Origin of the sequence: Streptomyces aquilus (assembly GCF_003955715.1) — a bacterium.
Lineage (GTDB): Bacteria > Actinomycetota > Actinomycetes > Streptomycetales > Streptomycetaceae > Streptomyces > Streptomyces aquilus.
Map to the genome: position 1 here is coordinate 1,710,498 of NZ_CP034463.1, position 15,864 is coordinate 1,726,361.

Sequence of the window (15,864 nt, forward strand, 5' to 3'; positions counted from 1 at the left end):
ACCTGCGGCGGAGCCCTTTCCGGGGGTGACTGTCAGTGGCTGGGTGCAGACTGGCCGATATCTGAGACAAGGACGTCGCGGAGGTGATCGGCATGACCGAGGTACTGCTCGCCGTGGGGACCCGCAAGGGCCTGTTCATCGGGCGCAGGCGGGGTGGGACCTGGGAGTTCGACGAGAGTCCGTATTTCAACGCGCAGGCCGTGTACTCGGTCGCGATCGACACCCGGGGCGAGCGGCCGCGACTGCTGGCGGGAGGCGACAGCGCACACTGGGGACCGTCGGTGTTCCACTCCGACGACCTCGGCCGCACCTGGACCGAACCGGCCCAGCCCGCCGTCAAGTTCCCGAAGGACACCGGCGCTTCGCTGGAGCGGGTGTGGCAGCTGCATCCGGCGGCCGCGGAGCCGGACGTGGTCTACGCGGGCACCGAACCGGCGGCGCTCTACCGCTCGGAGGACCGCGGCGAGACCTTCACGCTGGTCCGCCCGCTGTGGGAGCACCCGACCCGGTCGAAATGGGTTCCGGGCGGCGGCGGGGAGGGGCTGCACACGGTCGTCACGGACAAGCGTGACCCGCGCTCGGTGACGGTCGCCGTGTCGACCGCCGGGGTGTTCAGGACGTCTGACGGCGGGGCGAGTTGGGTGCCCTCCAACTCCGGTGTCTCCGCGGTGTTCCTGCCCGATCCCAACCCGGAGTTCGGCCAGTGCGTGCACAAGGTCGCCCAGGACCCGGTGACCCCCGACCGGCTGTATCTGCAGAACCACTGGGGCGTCTACCGCAGCGACGACGCGGGCGCGCACTGGACCGACATCGGCGAGGGGCTGCCATCCACGTTCGGTTTCGCGATGGCCGTCCACCCGCACCGCGGCGACACCGCGTACGTGTTCCCGATCAACGCCGACGCGGACCGGGTGCCCGCCGACCACCGCTGCCGGGTGTTCCGTACGACGGACGCGGGCAAGAGCTGGGAACCCTTGTCCGCCGGTCTGCCGCAGGGCGACCACTACGGCACGGTGCTGCGCGACGCGCTGTGCACCGACGACGCGGACCCGGCCGGGGTGTACTTCGGCAACCGCAACGGCGAGGTGTTCGCCTCGGCCGACGACGGCGACAGCTGGCAGCAGCTCGCCTCGCATCTGCCGGACGTGCTGTGTGTGCGGGCCGCGGTGGTGGGATGAGCGACGAGGGGGGACCACCGGGCCCTGGCCACCGGTTGATCGCCGTTGCCTGTACGGCAGTAGGGTGACGCCCGTGGCACCACGACCCTTGCATGAGATCGTCGAACCGGGCTGGGCGAAGGCCCTCGAACCCGTCGCCGGACGGATCGCCGAGATGGGCGACTTCCTGCGGGCGGAGATCGCCGCGGGACGCACCTATCTCCCGGCCGGACCCAACGTCCTGCGGGCCTTCCAGCAGCCCTTCGACGACGTCCGCGTCCTGATCGTCGGTCAGGATCCCTACCCGACGCCCGGGCACGCGGTGGGACTGTCGTTCTCGGTCGCGCCGGAGGTGCGTCCGCTGCCCGGCAGTCTGATCAACATCTACCGCGAGCTGAACACCGACCTGGGGCTGCCGCAGCCCTCCAACGGTGACCTGACGCCATGGACCCAGCAGGGCGTACTGCTGCTCAACAGGGCGCTCACCACGGCCCCGCGCAAGCCGGCCGCGCACCGGGGCAAGGGCTGGGAAGAGGTCACCGAGCAGGCGATACGGGCGCTCGCGGCGCGCGGCAAGCCGCTCGTGTCGATCCTCTGGGGGCGCGACGCCCGCAATCTGCGTCCGCTCCTCGGCGACCTGCCGTCCGTGGAGTCGGCGCATCCCTCCCCCATGTCGGCGGACCGCGGCTTCTTCGGCTCCCGTCCGTTCAGCCGGGCCAACGACCTGCTGGTCCGCCAGGGAGGACAACCGGTGGACTGGCGCCTGCCGTGACCGCGACGGGCACGGGCGACGGGGAGCGAACGTCTGCGGCGACCGCGACGGACTCGGGCAACCGGGGACTGACCGTTGCGGCGACCACGACAGGCTCGGGCGACCCGGGACTCACCCTTGCGGCGACCGCGACCGGCTCGGGCGGCCCGGGGCTCGCGACCGGCCCGGGTGGGAACAGGGGTGTCCCGGCGTCGGCCGGCACGGGAATCCTCGCGGTCGACTCCGGCGGCTCCGGCCTGCGGGTCGCCCTCGGTACGGCGGAGCGCGGTGCGCTGGGGCTGCGGGAGTCGCGGGTGCCGGTGCGTACCGGTGCGCGGGGCATCGACGCCGCGCATCTGATGGAGCAACTGGTGCCGATGGTGCGCGAGTTGGCCGCCGAGACGGGTGTGGCCCGGCCTGGCACGGCCGTCGTGGGGGCCGCCGGACTGACCACGCTCGGCGACGCCCTGCGCGCCGAACTCCCGGGCGCCCTGCGGCGGGAGTTCGGGGTCGGGCCGGTCGCGCTCGTCGCCGATGCCGTCACCGCCTACGTGGGCGCCCTCGGGCCGCGGCCGGGTGCCGTGGTCGCGGGCGGTACGGGTCTCATCGCCGTCGGCACGGACCTGACCGGCTGGCGCCGGGCGGACGGCTGGGGGCATCTGCTGGGCGACTGCGGCAGCGGCGCCTGGATCGGCCGGGCGGGGCTGGAAGCGGCCCTGCGGGCGTACGACGGGCGGCCGGGCGGCTCCGCCGGGCTGCTGGCCCGTGCCGAGGGCGAGTTCGGGCCGCTGTCCGGTCTGCCCGGCCTGCTCTATCCGCGCCCGGACCGGCCCGCCGTCCTCGCCTCCTTCGCCCCGCACGTCGCCGCCTGCGCCGACGGCGACCCGGTGGCCACCGGCATCCTGCACACGGCGGCGAAGCACATCGCCGAGTCGGCGGCCGCGGTCTGCCCGACCGCCGGCGAACCGCATGTGGCCGTCACCGGCGGGCTGTTCAAGATGGGCGCCCCGCTCCTCGTACCGCTGGAAGAGGAGTTGGCGAAACGGCTGCCGCACGCGCGCCGGGTCGAGGCCGCCGGGGATCCGTTGCGGGGGGCGGTGCGGATCGCGGCGGACCTGGCGACAGGGGTGCTCACTCTGCCGGGTGATGCGTCGATGGTGCACGTGATGACCGGAACGGGCGACTGATCCCGACAGGGCACCCGCTTCCGATCCGTACGTAACTCATCAGACAAAACCGGACGGATACCGCTCACCTGCACCCTCCCCGAACAGGGAAGCCCAGTAAGCCAGTAACATGCGGCGCCATGAGCTCCCCCACTGGGCCCGCCGGCCTGCCAGTACGAATGCCGCGCCCCCGCCAGCCCGGACGGCACCGCCGTCCCGAGCCGCTGGCGGCTCCCGAGGGCGCGCCCGCGCTCGTCCTCGCGGTGCCGGGCACGCCGAGCGCTGCCACCCGCAGCCTCGCCGAGGAGGTCGTGAGCATCGCCCGCTCCGAGCTCCCCGGCCTCGACGCGCGGATCGGCTACCTCGACGGGGACGACGCGGAGTTCCCCACACTCCAGTCCGTGCTCGCGCACGCCGGCGAGGAACGCACCGCCCGCTACGAGCAGGCCAGGGCTGCGGGAGTCGACGTCAAGGAGCCCGAGGGGCCCGTCGCCGTCGTCGTGCCGCTGCTGGCCGGTCCGGACAGCGCGCTGCTGCGGGTGGTCCGCCAGGCCGTGATGGACAGCCGTGTCGCGGCCGACCTCACCGATGTGCTCGGTCCGCACCCGCTGCTCGCCGAGGCGCTGCACGTGCGGCTGTCCGAGGCCGGTCTGGCCCGTGCCGACCGCGCCCGGCTGTTCACCGTGGCGACCGCGGCGGACGGCATCATCCTGGCCTCCGTGGGCGGCGAGGAGGCCGTGCAGGCGGCAGGGATCACCGGCATGCTGCTCGCCGCGCGCCTCGCCGTGCCGGTGATGGCGGCCGCGCTCGACCAGGAGGGTTCGATCGCGTCCGTGGCCGAGCAGCTGCGGGCGTCGGGTTCGCAGCAGCTGGCGCTGGCGCCGTACCTGATAGGGCCGGAGATCGACCCGGGTCTGGTCGAGGAGGCGGCCAAGGAGGTGGGCTGCTCCGCGGCCGAGGCGCTCGGCCCGTACCCGGCGATCGGCAAGCTGGCGCTGGCGAAGTACACGACGGCGCTGGGCATCGCCCCGCAGCAGCCGCAGGGCGCTCCGACGCGCTGAGTCGCGCGTCCGGGACGAGCACGACGTGAGCACCGCCGAAGGGCCCGCTCCCACTACGGGAGGCGGGCCCTTCGGCGTACGGCACCGTCGGCCTTGGGCCTCTCAGTCGAGGACCACGCAGGACGCCGCCGGCACCTTCACCGCGCCGGAGCGGGTCGGCAGCCCCGTCTCGGGGTCGAGCGCGAACCAGGTGACGTCGCCGGAGCGTTCGTTGGCGACGTACAGGAACCCGTCCGACTCGGCGATCGCCCGGGGCCAGTGGCCGCCGCACGGGACGGTGGCGACGAGCCGCAGTTCGTCACCGTTGACGGCGAACGCGGACAGGACGTCCTCGCCGCGGGTGGCGGTCCACACGAAACGGCCGTCGGGCGAGACGACGACGCCGGAGGGGTAGGCGTCCCCGGCCGGGGCGTCCGTGAGCACCTGGACCTCCGTCAGCGGCTTCAGCAGGCCTTCCGTGGCGTCCCAGCGGCAGACGGTGAGGGTGGGGGCGAGTTCGTTGAGGACGTAGGCGTACGTGCCGTCCGGGTGGAAGGCCAGGTGGCGCGGTCCCGAGCCGGGGCGCAGGGCGATCTCGCGGTGCGGGTCGGGCGTGCCGCCGGTCAGCGTGCACACGCGTACGGAGTCCGTGCCGAGGTCCACGCTGACGGCCCAGCGTCCGCTCGGGTCGGCCTGCACCTGGTGGGCGTGCGGGGCCTGCTGGCGCCGGGTGTGCGGGCCCGAGCCGGTGTGGCGCAGGGTGCCGGAGGCCGGGCCGGCGAGGGTGCCGTCGGGGCGGAGCGGTACGGCGGTGACGCTGCCGGAGCCGTAGTCGGCGGTCAGGACGTGGCCGTCGTACAGGCCGAGGTGGGTCGGTCCGCCGCCGACCGGCACCGGGCGTCCGGCGGGCTCGGGGCGGTCGCCGGTGACGCGGAAGGCGGCCACCGCGCCCTCGGCGGTCTCGCTGACCGCGTAGAGCGTGCCGCCGTCCGGCGCCAGGGCCAGGTAGGAGGGGTCGGGCAGGCCGTCGTGGCTGCTCAGGAGCGTGAGCGCGCCGGTGTCCGGGGTGACGGCCGCCGTCACGATGCCGGGGCCTCCGGCCGCCGTGAACGACCCGATGTAGGCCTTCCGCTGCCGCTCGCCACCGTCTGCCACCGCTGTCCCCTCTCGGTCATGAACCGTTGGGGCTGACGGTAGCAGCGGTCTAGACCATGCGGCGATGGTTTCGCCCCGCCGCGGCGGACGTCAGTGCAGCCCCCGGGTCCCTCAGGCTCCGACCAAGGGTGAACCCGGCGGTGTGCGCAGAGGTGTCGCCAGAGCGGCGAGCGCTCGTTCCAGGCCGTGCAGGTGGGCCAGGGCGGGGCCCTCGGCGGGCGGGTGGTCCGTGACCGTCAGGTCGCCGTGCGTGCCGCCCGTGAGGGCCTCGACCGCCGCCTCCACGCGCCAGCAGGCGGCGGCCAGGCGGGCGTCGTGGGACGCCTCGGGGTCGGCGGCGACGGCGACCAGGCCGCGGATCTCGCGGGCGCAGTCGTCGAGGAGCGTGAGGACCCGGCGGGCGCGCCGCTTGCGGCCGAGCATCGGGTTCAGCGGGTGCACGAGCGGGGCCACGGAGAGCCGTACCCGGGCCAGCAGCTGCTCCAGTTCGGCCACGCGCGGGGCCGGGTCGGCGTCCGCCCCGGCGAGGCGTGCGGCGGCCTCGGCGGTGCAGGCGTGGACGCAGCGCAGGGCGCGCTGGATCCAGGCGTCGGTCGTGGTGTGGGTGGTGACCGGCAGGACGAACAGCACCGCCAGGACCGCGCCGAGCGCGCCGATGCCGGTCTCCGCCAGGCGCAGCGCGAGCAGGCCCGGAGTGAGGACGCCGAGGAGGCCGTAGAGCAGCTCGGCGAGCACGGTGACGCAGAGCATCATCCAGGTGTACGACACCGCGGCCGTGTAGAAGATCCCGAAGACGCAGGCGGTGAGGAGCACGGCCGTGGGGAGCCCGGCGCCGTGCAGCGGGACGGCGACGAGCAGGCCGAGGCCGATGCCGATCACGGTGCCGAGGACCCGGCGGAAGCCGCGCACCAGGGTCTCGCCGCGCGAGGTGGTGTTGACGAAGACCCACCAGGTGGCGCCGACGGCCCAGTACCAGCGGTCGCCGGACAGCAGCTGGCCCACGACGAGCGCGAAGGCCGCGCCGACGGTGGCCTGGACGGCCTGGCGGGTGGTCACCCGGGCGAGGCCGCTGCCGGCGGGCGGGGCGGGCACCGGAGCGGGCGGCAGGCGGCGCTCGTAGCACCACAGGCCGAAGCGCACGGCCGCGGCGGTGGCCACGGAGAGCAGGACGGCGGCGTAGAGCTCGGGCAGCCGGTCGCTCGTGGCGTGCAGGAACTGCGCCACGAAGAAGGTCATGAACGCGAACACGCCGAGGCTGTGCCCGCGCGGGCCCCAGCGTCGCGCGTACACGCCCGCGCCGATGACGGCGAGGAACGTGAGGTCGCGGGCGACGGGGTGGGCGTGCAGCTCGGCCGCGGCGGCCAGCACGGGCAGGCCCACGGCGGGCAGCAGCGCGGTGGTGACCGCCTGGCCGCGGACGGTGGCGTCGGTGACGGTGAACAGGGCGAGCAGTGCGGCGAGCCCGCCGGTGACGGCGCCGACGAGGGAGTGCCCGGCGAGCCCGCACACCACGACCGCGAGCCCGATGCCGACGACGGCCCGCGCCGCGAAGCGCAGCCGCACCCGGCCCGGGTCCGGAGCAACGAACACCCTCTTCAGCACTGCTTCCCGCCCCCTGCGTCGTCAATGGGTACACCGGCATGAAAAAGGCGCCGCGGAGGTCCGCAGCGCCATCGACGGCTTCATTGCAGCACCAGCCCCGCGACTGGCTCAAGTGGCGTCGAATAGGCTGGTCCATTGGCACAGACAAAAGGGACCCTGCCCGTCCACCGGCGGGCCAACGGACCATGAACGAGGAGGCCGGGCGCGATGGCCGTGGACGAGCTCGACACCCGCATCCTGCGGCTGCTGCTGGAGCAGCCGCGCACGAGCGTGCGCGAGTACGCCCGCATCCTCGGGGTCGCCCGCGGCACCCTCCAGGCCCGTCTCGACCGGCTGGAACGGGACGGGGTGATCACCGGCACGGGGCCCTCGCTCTCCCCCGCCGCCCTGGGCCACCCGGTGCTGGCGTTCGTGCACATCGAGGTCACCCAGGGGCGGCTCGACGACGTGGGCGACGCGCTGGCAGCCGTGCCGGAGATCGTCGAGGCGTTCTCGATCGCGGGCGGCGGTGACCTGCTGACGCGGGTGGTGGCGCGGGACAACGCGCATCTGGAGGACGTGATCCAGAAGGTGATCAGCCTGCCGGGAGTGGTCCGCACGCGCACCGAGGTGGCGCTGCGCGAGCGGGTGCCGCACCGGCTGCTGCCGCTGGTGGAGTCGATCGGCCGCGCGGCCCGGAACTGACCGCTGCCGTCCTGCACGCCGACTGGCCTTTGACATCCTGGACGCCATGAGCAATCTCGGCCCGACCTCGGTCATCTTCGATCTCGACGGAACGCTCGTGGACAGCGAGCCGAACTACTACGAGGCATCGCGCGCCCTGCTCGCCGTCCATGGGGTCCGGGACTTCACCTGGGAGGACAACTCCCGGTACGTGGGCATCAGCACCTGGGAGACGCTCGGCCTGTGGCGGGAGCGTTACGGGCTCACCGTGCCGCGCGCCGAACTCCTCGGCGAGCTCAACCGGCGTTATCTGGAGCTCGCCCGGGTGGACACACCCGCATATCCCGAGATGCGCAAGTTCGTCGAGTTGCTGGCGACCGAGGGCGTCCCCCTGGCCGTGGCCTCGGGTTCGTCGCCGGAGGCCATCGCGGCGATCCTGGCGGGCACCGGTCTGGACGCCTTCCTGCACACCGTCGTCTCCGCCGACGAGGTCGAGCGCGGCAAGCCCGCCCCGGACGTCTTCCTGGAGGCGGCCCGCCGGCTCGGCGCGGCCCCGGCCGACTGCGTGGTCCTGGAGGACGCGGCCCCGGGCGCCGCCGCCGCGTACGCGGCCGGGATGCGCTGCGTCGCGATCCCGTACGTGGCCGCCCAGGCCGACGCCCCGGAGTTCGCCACCGCCGACCTGCTGCTGCGCGGCGGTCAGGAGGAGTTCACGGCCCGGGCCGCGTACGAATGGCTGACGGCCTCGGCCCGGCCGTCCTGACCGGCCGGCGACCGGCGCGGTGCCCCGCCCCGCAGCCGGGGCACCGCTCGCCCGACGCGCGGTCTACGGTCGTGACCCGTGCGTCGGCTTCGAGGCCGGCTGGATGTTCTGGTTGAGGCGGAAGACGTTCCCCGGGTCGCGGTCGGCCTTGATGCGGGCCAGGCGGGCGTAGTTGTCGCGGTAGCTGGCCCGGACCCGTTCCTGCCCCTCGTCCATCATCATGTTCACGTAGGCGCCGCCCGCCGAGTACGGGTGCAGGGCGTCGAAGTAGTCGACCGTCCAGCGTTTGACCAGCTCGGCGTTGGCGGGGTCGGGGTCGACCCCGGCGTACACGGACGCCCAGTTGGCGTGCCGGTAGGCCCAGGGCGTGGCGTCCTGGCCGACGTCGTGGGCGGCGCCGTCGATCGGGTAGAGGTGCATGGTCGACTGCATGGTGGGGACCTCGGCGCCGAACTTGGCGTGCAGGGCGACGGCGTCGTCGGGGATGGTCTCCACGAAGTCGGCACGCCAGTACCACTGGTGGCCGGGCGGGTAGAGCCCGTCGAACATCGTCTGGAGTTCGGGGTGTCGCAGCACCATGGGCGCGTGCAGCAGCGGTGCGGGCAGCGCGTCGAGCAGCGGGGCCATCTCGCGGGCGGCGGCGTCCGGGTCGGCGCCGGTCCAGCACCAGACGATCCCGGCGGTCTTGCGGAGCTGGATCTCCTCCGGGAACGGCGGGGCGGGCGGCACGGTGCCGTGCAGGAAGAAGCCGTTGAGCTCGCGGGGCGCGTTGAGGATGAAGTCCCGGTAGGCGGCGAGGACTTCGGCGCTGTCCTCCACCGGCCAGAAGGTGGGGCCGGCGACGACCGTGCTGATCTCGTGCAGCCGGAACAGGAATGAGGTGACGACCCCGAAGTTGCCGCCGCCGCCCCGCAACGCCCAGAACAGGTCGCTGTTCTCGTAGCCGCTGGCGATCACCTTCCGGCCGTCGGCGAGGACGACCTCGGCCTCCAGCAGGTTGTCGATGGTCAGCCCGCACTTGCGGGTCAGATGGCCGAGCCCGCCGCCGGTGGCGAGGCCGCCGACGCCGGTGGTGGAGATGATGCCGCTGGGCGTGGCGAGGCCGTGGGCGTTGGTGGCGCGGTCGACCTCGCCCCAGACGCAGCCGCCGCCGACCCGGACGGTGTGGGAGTCGGGGTCGACCTCGATGTCCTTCAGCGGGGACAGGTCGAGGACGACGCCGTCGTCGACGGTGCCGAGGCCGGCGCCGTGGTGGCCGCCGCCCCGCACGGCGAGGGGCAGGTCATGGGCGCGGGCGAAGGCGATGACGCGGACGACGGCGTCCGCGTCGGCGCAGCGGGCGACGAGGGCGGGGTGCCGGTCGATCATGGCGTTGTAGACGTCTCGGGCCTGCTGGTAGGCGGTGTCGTCGGGGCCGATCAACTCTCCGTTGAAGGCGGTGAGTTCCGTGCGCGCCGCGTGGGCGATGGTGCTGGACATGCGGTCCCCCGTTTCGGAAATTCGTGTCGATTCGCCCGTTCTACTCGCGTCGCCATCGACCGGACATCCGTGTGCGCCACCCAGCTCGGGGCCGCCGGGTACCTACGTTTCGGCGTGCGGAAGCGGCGCCTCGGGCTCCGGGGGCGCGCCTTCGCCGTCCGCCAGCAGCCCGAGCCGTGCCGCACGGTCGGCTGCGTGCCGTCGGGTGGGGGCGTCCAGCTTGTCGAGGACGGCCCGTACGTGGTTGTCGACCGTCCGTACCGACACCACGAGCCGGGCGGCGATCTCCGCGTTGGTCAGTCCGTCCGCGAGCAGCCGCATGACCTGGAGCTGGCGCCGGGTGAGGCCCGCGGGGTTCTCCCGGGTCGCGGCGACCGGGCCGCGCGGGATGTGCTGTACGCCGATCCGGCGCAGCTCGGCGCGGAGCAGCCGGGCCCGTGGTTCGGCGCCGAGGGCGTCGAGGGTGGTGAGCGCGGTGAGCTTGTCCGCGGGGTCGGGGCTCTCGGCGAGGGCGGCGGCGTGTTCGTAGGGGCAGCCCGCTTCCAGCCAGCGGGTGGCGGCCTGCCGCCAGAGGCCGCGGGCCTGGAGGGCGTAGGGGTGGTCCGAGTCGTCGAGCCGGACGGGGTGGCCGGCCTTGGTGAGCCAGTAGCCGAGCTCGGCGCGGTAGGGGACGCCGGGCAGCCGGTCGGCCTGGGCGTGGACGGGTCCCGCGGCGGCGGTGACGGCGGCGAGGTCGCCGCGCAGCCAGGCCGCCTCGGCGAGGGCCGCCGCGACGGGCCCGGTGCGCTGGAGTTCCCTGGTGCGTACGGCGATCTGGCGGGCCTCGGCGAGGAGTTCACCGGCGCCGGGGCGGCCGCAGCGGACACGGACCCGGGCGAGGACGGTGAGCGCGGGGCAGCGGGCGGGGACGAAGTCGTGCATGCCGTACTCGGCGTGCTTCTCGGCGGCCTCCCAGTCGGCGGCGGCGAGACGCCGTACCGCCAGCTCCACATGGAGGTAGTTGAGGAAGCCGAGGTGTTCGGCACGGTCGGCGAGGTCCATCGCCGGGGGCAGGAACAGGTCGGCCTCGGCGTACCGGAGGTTGTCGAGGAGGGTCCAGATGAGGTTGGCGTAGGCGCGGCAGGCGTGTTCGACCTCGCCGGCGGCGAGCGCCACCTCCAGGCTCTCCTCCAGCTGGAGCCGCCCGCCGGGGTCGCCGCCGCGCCAGCGGGCCGTGCCGACGTTGTTGAGGGCGTGCGAGAGGATCGCCGCGTCGTCGGCCTTGCGGGCCAGGGTGATGGCGCGTTCGCCGTGTTCGACGGCCTCGGCGTAGCGGTCGGAGAGCATGCGCAGTTGGGCGGTGTTGCTGACGGCGAGGGCGAGGAGCCGGTCGTCGCCGGCGTGTTCGAGGACGGCGACGGCTTCGCGGGCGGCCTCCTGGGCCTGGTCGGCGTCGCCGGCCCACCAGTGGATGCGGGACAGCCAGCGCAGGTCGGCGCCGAGCCCGAGGGTGTCGCCGAGGGAGCGGCGCAGGGCGACGGCCTCGCGCTCGGCGGTGACGGCGGCGGCCGAGTCGGCGATGGTGTAGCTCTCCACCGCGTAGCGTTCGAGCAGGTCGGCGAGGTCGGCCGGCCCGTAGCGGTGCCGTTGGCGCAGGACGAGCCGGAGTTGGGCGGCGGCCTCGCGGTGGGCGCCGGCGCAGGCGGCGTCCTTGGCTGCGTCGGGTCCGTAACGGGCGATGGCGTCCTGGTCACCGGCCTGATCGGCGTGGTGGACGATACGGGCGGCGTCGGAGCCGGGCCGGGCGACGAGCGCGGCGAGGATGTTGCGGTTGAGGCCGATGCGGCGGGCGGCGGGCAGGGAGTCGGCGACGGCCCGCCGGATCAGCTCGTGCCGGAACGCCACCCGGTCCGGCTCCACCGTGAGCAGGCCGCGCTGCTCGGCGGTGGCCAGCACGGCCACGCCGTCCGTGAACAGGGCGTCCACCAGGGGCCGTTCGACGGCCGAGGGCACGACGGCGAGCTGCTCCAGCGCGTCCACCGCCGCCGGGTCCAGGCCCCGCAGCCGGGCCAGGACGGCGTCCACGACCGTCGGGGGCACTCCCCCGGTGCCGCCCGCGGCCACGATCTCGGCGACGAAGAACGGGTTGCCGGACGTCACCTCGTACACCTGGGCGGCATCGAGCCGGCGGGAGGCGCTGAGCGCCCGCACCGCGTCGAGGGAGAGCCGGGCGAGGGGCAGCCGGTGCACCCGGGACGTGCGGGAGACCTGGCCCAGCAGATGGCGCAGGGGGTGTTCGCGGCTCAGCTCGTCGTCGCGGTAGGTGAGGACGAGCAGCGCGGGCAGCCCTTCCATCCGGCGGACCAGGAAGCGCAGGGCGTCCAGGGAGGCCTCGTCGGCCCAGTGGACGTCCTCGACGACGAGGACCGCCGGGTGCGGGGCGGCGGCGAGTTCGGCGTGCAGGGCCTCGTAGACGCGGTGGCGGTCGCCGCCCTCCATGACGGCGCGTGCGAGGTCGGCGCCGACGCTGCCGACGAGGTCGCGGAACGGGCCGAGGGGGCGGCGGGTGGCGAGGTCGTCGCACTGGCCGACGAGGACGCGCGCCTGCCCGGGCAGCCGCTCCGGCATGGCCCTCACCAGGCTGGACTTGCCGATGCCGGCCTCACCGAAGACGAGCGCCACCGAACCGGCACCGGCTGCCGCCTCCCGGGCGGCCGCGGCCAGTCGCGTCAGCTCGCGCTCGCGTTCGAGGATCCACCGATCCACGGGCCGATTCTGCCAGAGCGCTCCGCTGGGGAGCCGGGTCAGGAAGGTACCGGATGCGGCCATTCTCCCGGGCCCGGCGCCGTCGGGACTGGTCGCGCGGGGGTCAGTGCACGGAGAGGCCGCCGTCGACGAAGATCGACTGGCCGGTGACGTACGCGGAGGCGCGGCTCGCGAGGAAGACCGCCGCGCCTTCGAAGTCCTCGGCGAGGCCGTTGCGGCCGGTCATCGTGCGGGCGGCGAGCGCCTCGACCTTCTCCGGGTCGTTCGCGAGACGGGCGTTGAGCGGGGTCATCACGAAGCCCGGCACCAGCGTGTTGCAGGTGACGCCGTACGGCGACCAGGCCTCCGCCTGTGACCGGGCGAGCGATTCGAGGCCGCCCTTGGAGACGCCGTAGGCACCGCTCTGCACGAAGGCGCGGTGGGCCTGCTGGGAGGTGATGTGGATGATCCGTCCGAAGCCGCGCTCGGCCATGCCGGGGCCGAAGCGCTGGCCCAGCAGGAAGGGCGCCTCCAGGTTGACGGCCAGGGTGGTGTCCCACACGTCCTCGGTCAGCTCGCCCATCGGGGGCCGCAGGTTGATGCCGGCGGAGTTGACGAGGATGTCGGGCTCGCCGAAGGCCCGCACCGCCTCCTCGGCGGCGGCGCGCACGCCGTCGCGGGTGCCGAGGTCGGCGCTGACCCATGCGGCGCGGCAGCCGCCGGCGGTCAGCTCGTCCACGGTCGCCGCCAGTTCCGTCTCCTTGCGGGCCACGACGACGACACTCGCTCCGGCGCGGGCCAGGGCACCCGCGACGGCCCGGCCGATGCCCGAGCTGCCGCCGGTGACGAGGGCGACGCGGTTTTCGAGGGAGAACAGTTGCGAGAGGTAGGCCTGCGAGATCATGCCCGCACCTTATTTCAGTACCGTCGGGCTTCCTTGATCACCGATGATGACGGCATGACCGCACCCCTGACCGTCCACCGCGTCCTCGGCGACCGGCCTTTCGCCGAGATCGGCAGGCCCACGGCCGTAGCCGTGGGTGAGGAGCGCGGGCTCGTCGTGGTGGGCGGTGATCTCGGCTCTCTGCAGTGGTCCGGGGACGGCACGGCCGGCAGCCGCTGGCGGCAGCACCGGGTGGGCGTCTACGGCGCGGACGATCTGCGCTGCCGAGCGGTCGTCTCCTCCCGTTGGCCCGTGCAGTGCCTTGCCTTCCATCCCACGCTTCCGCTCGTCGCCGTCGGCACGGGGTCGTACGACGGGGGGTATTTCTTCGAGGGTGAGCTGCTGCTGCTCGACCTGGAGTCGGGGCGGGCGCGATCGGTCATGCGCGGGGCGCGCGAGGTGCTGAAGCTGGAGTGGAGGAGCGCGTGGGCGCTGCGGCTGGTCCTGGCCCCTCCGGACGAGGGCGAGTTCGACGAGGAAGCGCACACGCAAGGCTTCGACGTGGTCGTCGAGCGGCCCGACTGGAGTGCCGTCCCGCAGGGCTCGGTGCGGCAGGAGGAACTGGGCGGGCAGCAGGTCACGTGGGAGCGACCGGCGCACGAGGACGCCGTCGGGGCCGTGGCCGCGCTGACCGGGGAGCCGGGGTGGGAGCCGCGCCGCCAGGTCTGGGACGTCCGTCGGCTCGCGGACGGGCGGGTGCTGGCCTGCCTGGAGGAGGTGCTGGCCGAGGCGTGGCTGCCCGACGGGCGGCTGGACTGGTGTGTGCCGGACGAGGAGGGCGGACGGCAGCTCGTCGTCCGCGAGCACGAGGTCTGGGTCAACGCGGAGCGACGACGTGTGCGCCGGGTGGGACGGGAGTGGGTCACGCCCTCGCCGCTCATCGCCCGGCTGTCGCCCGCGGACGGGACGTCGCTCGGCGCCCTCGCGCTCGGCTTCCCTGCCGTGTTCACCACACGTCGGGACGGCTGGCTGGCGCTCCGGCCCACGGACGTGCACAGGCGGCGCGACGCCCAGCCGGTCGGCCTGGTCCCGCCCGCCGGGGACACCCCGGAGGCGACCGTGACGTTGAGCGGCTACGACCTCTTCAACCACTCCTTCCCGGTCCGGCACAGCAGTCGGCTGCTCTTCCTCCAGGGAGACGGGCGCGAGCCGTGGCGGGACAAGTGGGTGGTCGAGATCGATCCGTACGGCACCGACGGGCCGCGTCGGCTGTTCCCGCTCGACTGGCGGACGCCCGCCAGGCACCTGTTCGGCGGGCCGGGCGTCGAGGTCGGCGGGGACCTGGTGCACGCGGGGACCGTGCACGACGGTGTCGGACTGCTGCCGGGCAACGCCTTCGTCGTACGGCGGAGTCTCAAGGACGGGGCAGCGCGCTGGGAGTTCACCGCCGACCATCCCGCGACCGCGGTGGACGGCGACGAGGACACGGTGTACGTCGCGTACAACTCGGGTGAGCTCGTGGCCCTCAACGCCGTCGACGGGAGCGTCCGCTGGCGGCACCACCTGAAGGTCGACGGTCAGCCCGTCGTCCCCCTGTCCCTCGAACTCACCGACGCCGACCGGCTGTTGGTCGGCACGGTCGACGGCCGCATCCTCGACTGTTCGATCACGCCGTAGGTCTCAGGACCTGCGTTTGGGCTTGCCCCGCTTGGCCGCGGGCGGCTTGCGCCGTCCGCCTGCCGGAGCCGCCCGCTTCTGCTGGGGCTTCCTGGGCTGACCGGACGCCTTGGCCTTCGCGGGCTTCGCCTCGGCCTGCTCCTTGGCCCGGCCCCGCGTGCTGTTGACCGTGCGCCCGCGGACGATGCCGATGAAGTCCTCGACCAGGTCCGTGGTCGCCTCCTCCGGCCAGGACAGGGCAACGGAGGACTCGGGGGCGTCCGTGACCGGCCGGTAGGTGAGGTCCCTGCGGTGGTGCAGACGGGCCAGGGACTGCGGGACGACGAGCACCCCGATACCGGCCGCGACCAGCTCGATCGCGTCCTCGGTCGTCGCGGGCCGCTCGAAGGCGGGCTCCCCCGGCGGCCGCTCCCAGTCGAAGACGTCGTCGAGGGGGTGCAGCACGGTCTCGTCGGCCAGATCCTCCAGGGTCACCTGCTCGACGGCGGCGATGACGTGGTCCTTGGGGACGACGACGACCGTGGTCTCGGTGTAGAGGGGGATGGCGCTGAAGACCGTACGGTCGACCGGCAGCCGGACCAGGCCGGCGTCCGCGGAGCCGTCCCGCAGGGCGGCGACCGCCTCGGTGCCGGAGAGCTGGAGGAGGGTCAGCGGGATGTCCGGCAACCGCTCCTGCCAGATCCGCACCCACTTCGCGGGCGTCGCTCCCGGGACGTAGGCGAGCCGGAACGCCAGAGGTGCCGCCGGGCCTGTCTTCGGGGGTTCGTCCACGCCTGTCACCTGGCCAGGTTACCCGCCGTGGTC

Annotated in this window: 13 protein-coding genes; 7 read left to right on the forward strand and 6 right to left on the reverse strand. The window is 74.0% G+C overall.

The features are described from left to right. The first annotated feature begins 92 nt into the window (after positions 1-92). The 4 genes from EJC51_RS07875 (at position 93) to EJC51_RS07890 (ending at position 4,135) form a co-directional block, all read left to right on the forward strand. On the forward strand, positions 93-1,178 hold the full coding sequence (locus tag EJC51_RS07875) for a WD40/YVTN/BNR-like repeat-containing protein (protein WP_126270399.1): 1,086 nt from the start codon (positions 93-95) through the stop codon (positions 1,176-1,178). 73 nt (positions 1,179-1,251) lie between these two features. After that, a complete protein-coding gene (locus EJC51_RS07880; RefSeq protein ID WP_059198476.1) occupies positions 1,252-1,929 on the forward strand; it encodes a uracil-DNA glycosylase in 678 nt (225 codons plus the stop codon). Positions 1,930-2,135: 206 nt separating this feature from the next. Next, entirely contained in the window at positions 2,136-3,095 is a 960-nt protein-coding gene (locus tag EJC51_RS07885) for an N-acetylglucosamine kinase (RefSeq protein WP_126276865.1), read from the forward strand. Positions 3,096-3,214: 119 nt separating this feature from the next. Continuing rightward, positions 3,215-4,135 (forward strand): sirohydrochlorin chelatase, encoded by a 921-nt coding sequence (locus tag EJC51_RS07890; protein WP_126270400.1) that lies wholly within the window; start codon positions 3,215-3,217, stop codon positions 4,133-4,135. A gap of 102 nt (positions 4,136-4,237) precedes the next feature. On the opposite strand, the gene EJC51_RS07895 is transcribed toward EJC51_RS07890, so the two are convergent. Together EJC51_RS07895 and EJC51_RS07900 are read right to left on the reverse strand one after the other, a co-directional pair. Continuing rightward, a complete protein-coding gene (locus EJC51_RS07895; RefSeq protein WP_126270401.1) occupies positions 4,238-5,269 on the reverse strand; it encodes a lactonase family protein in 1,032 nt (343 codons plus the stop codon). Positions 5,270-5,380: 111 nt separating this feature from the next. Next, a complete protein-coding gene (locus EJC51_RS07900) occupies positions 5,381-6,871 on the reverse strand; it encodes an FUSC family protein (protein ID WP_126270402.1) in 1,491 nt (496 codons plus the stop codon). Positions 6,872-7,078: 207 nt separating this feature from the next. On the opposite strand from EJC51_RS07900, the gene EJC51_RS07905 reads away from it, so the two are divergent. Both EJC51_RS07905 and EJC51_RS07910 read left to right on the forward strand, forming a co-directional pair. Continuing rightward, positions 7,079-7,555: an Lrp/AsnC family transcriptional regulator gene (locus EJC51_RS07905; RefSeq protein ID WP_126270403.1), complete on the forward strand. Its 477-nt coding sequence runs from the start codon at positions 7,079-7,081 to the stop codon at positions 7,553-7,555. Positions 7,556-7,601: 46 nt separating this feature from the next. After that, entirely contained in the window at positions 7,602-8,297 is a 696-nt protein-coding gene (locus EJC51_RS07910) for an HAD family hydrolase (RefSeq protein ID WP_126270404.1), read from the forward strand. Between the two features lie 63 nt (positions 8,298-8,360). Here EJC51_RS07910 and EJC51_RS07915 read toward each other — a convergent pair whose 3' ends face one another. From EJC51_RS07915 to EJC51_RS07925, 3 genes are all read right to left on the reverse strand, one after another. Next, positions 8,361-9,776, reverse strand: a complete 1,416-nt coding sequence (locus EJC51_RS07915; RefSeq protein WP_126270405.1) for an FAD-binding oxidoreductase — start codon at positions 9,774-9,776, stop codon at positions 8,361-8,363. A gap of 102 nt (positions 9,777-9,878) precedes the next feature. Next, on the reverse strand, positions 9,879-12,521 hold the full coding sequence (locus tag EJC51_RS07920) for a helix-turn-helix transcriptional regulator (protein ID WP_126270406.1): 2,643 nt from the start codon (positions 12,519-12,521) through the stop codon (positions 9,879-9,881). Positions 12,522-12,624: 103 nt separating this feature from the next. After that, positions 12,625-13,404, reverse strand: coding sequence for an SDR family NAD(P)-dependent oxidoreductase (locus tag EJC51_RS07925; protein WP_126270407.1), 780 nt, complete (start codon positions 13,402-13,404; stop codon positions 12,625-12,627). 54 nt (positions 13,405-13,458) lie between these two features. Here EJC51_RS07925 and EJC51_RS07930 point away from each other — a divergent pair, with 54 nt between their 5' ends. Next, a complete protein-coding gene (locus tag EJC51_RS07930) occupies positions 13,459-15,060 on the forward strand; it encodes an outer membrane protein assembly factor BamB family protein (RefSeq protein WP_126270408.1) in 1,602 nt (533 codons plus the stop codon). A 3-nt stretch (positions 15,061-15,063) separates the two neighbouring features. On the opposite strand, the gene EJC51_RS07935 is transcribed toward EJC51_RS07930, so the two are convergent. Beyond that, complete coding sequence (locus EJC51_RS07935; RefSeq protein WP_399583432.1) at positions 15,064-15,840, reverse strand: LysR family substrate-binding domain-containing protein; 777 nt, start codon at positions 15,838-15,840, stop codon at positions 15,064-15,066. Between the last annotated feature and the right edge of the window lie 24 nt (positions 15,841-15,864).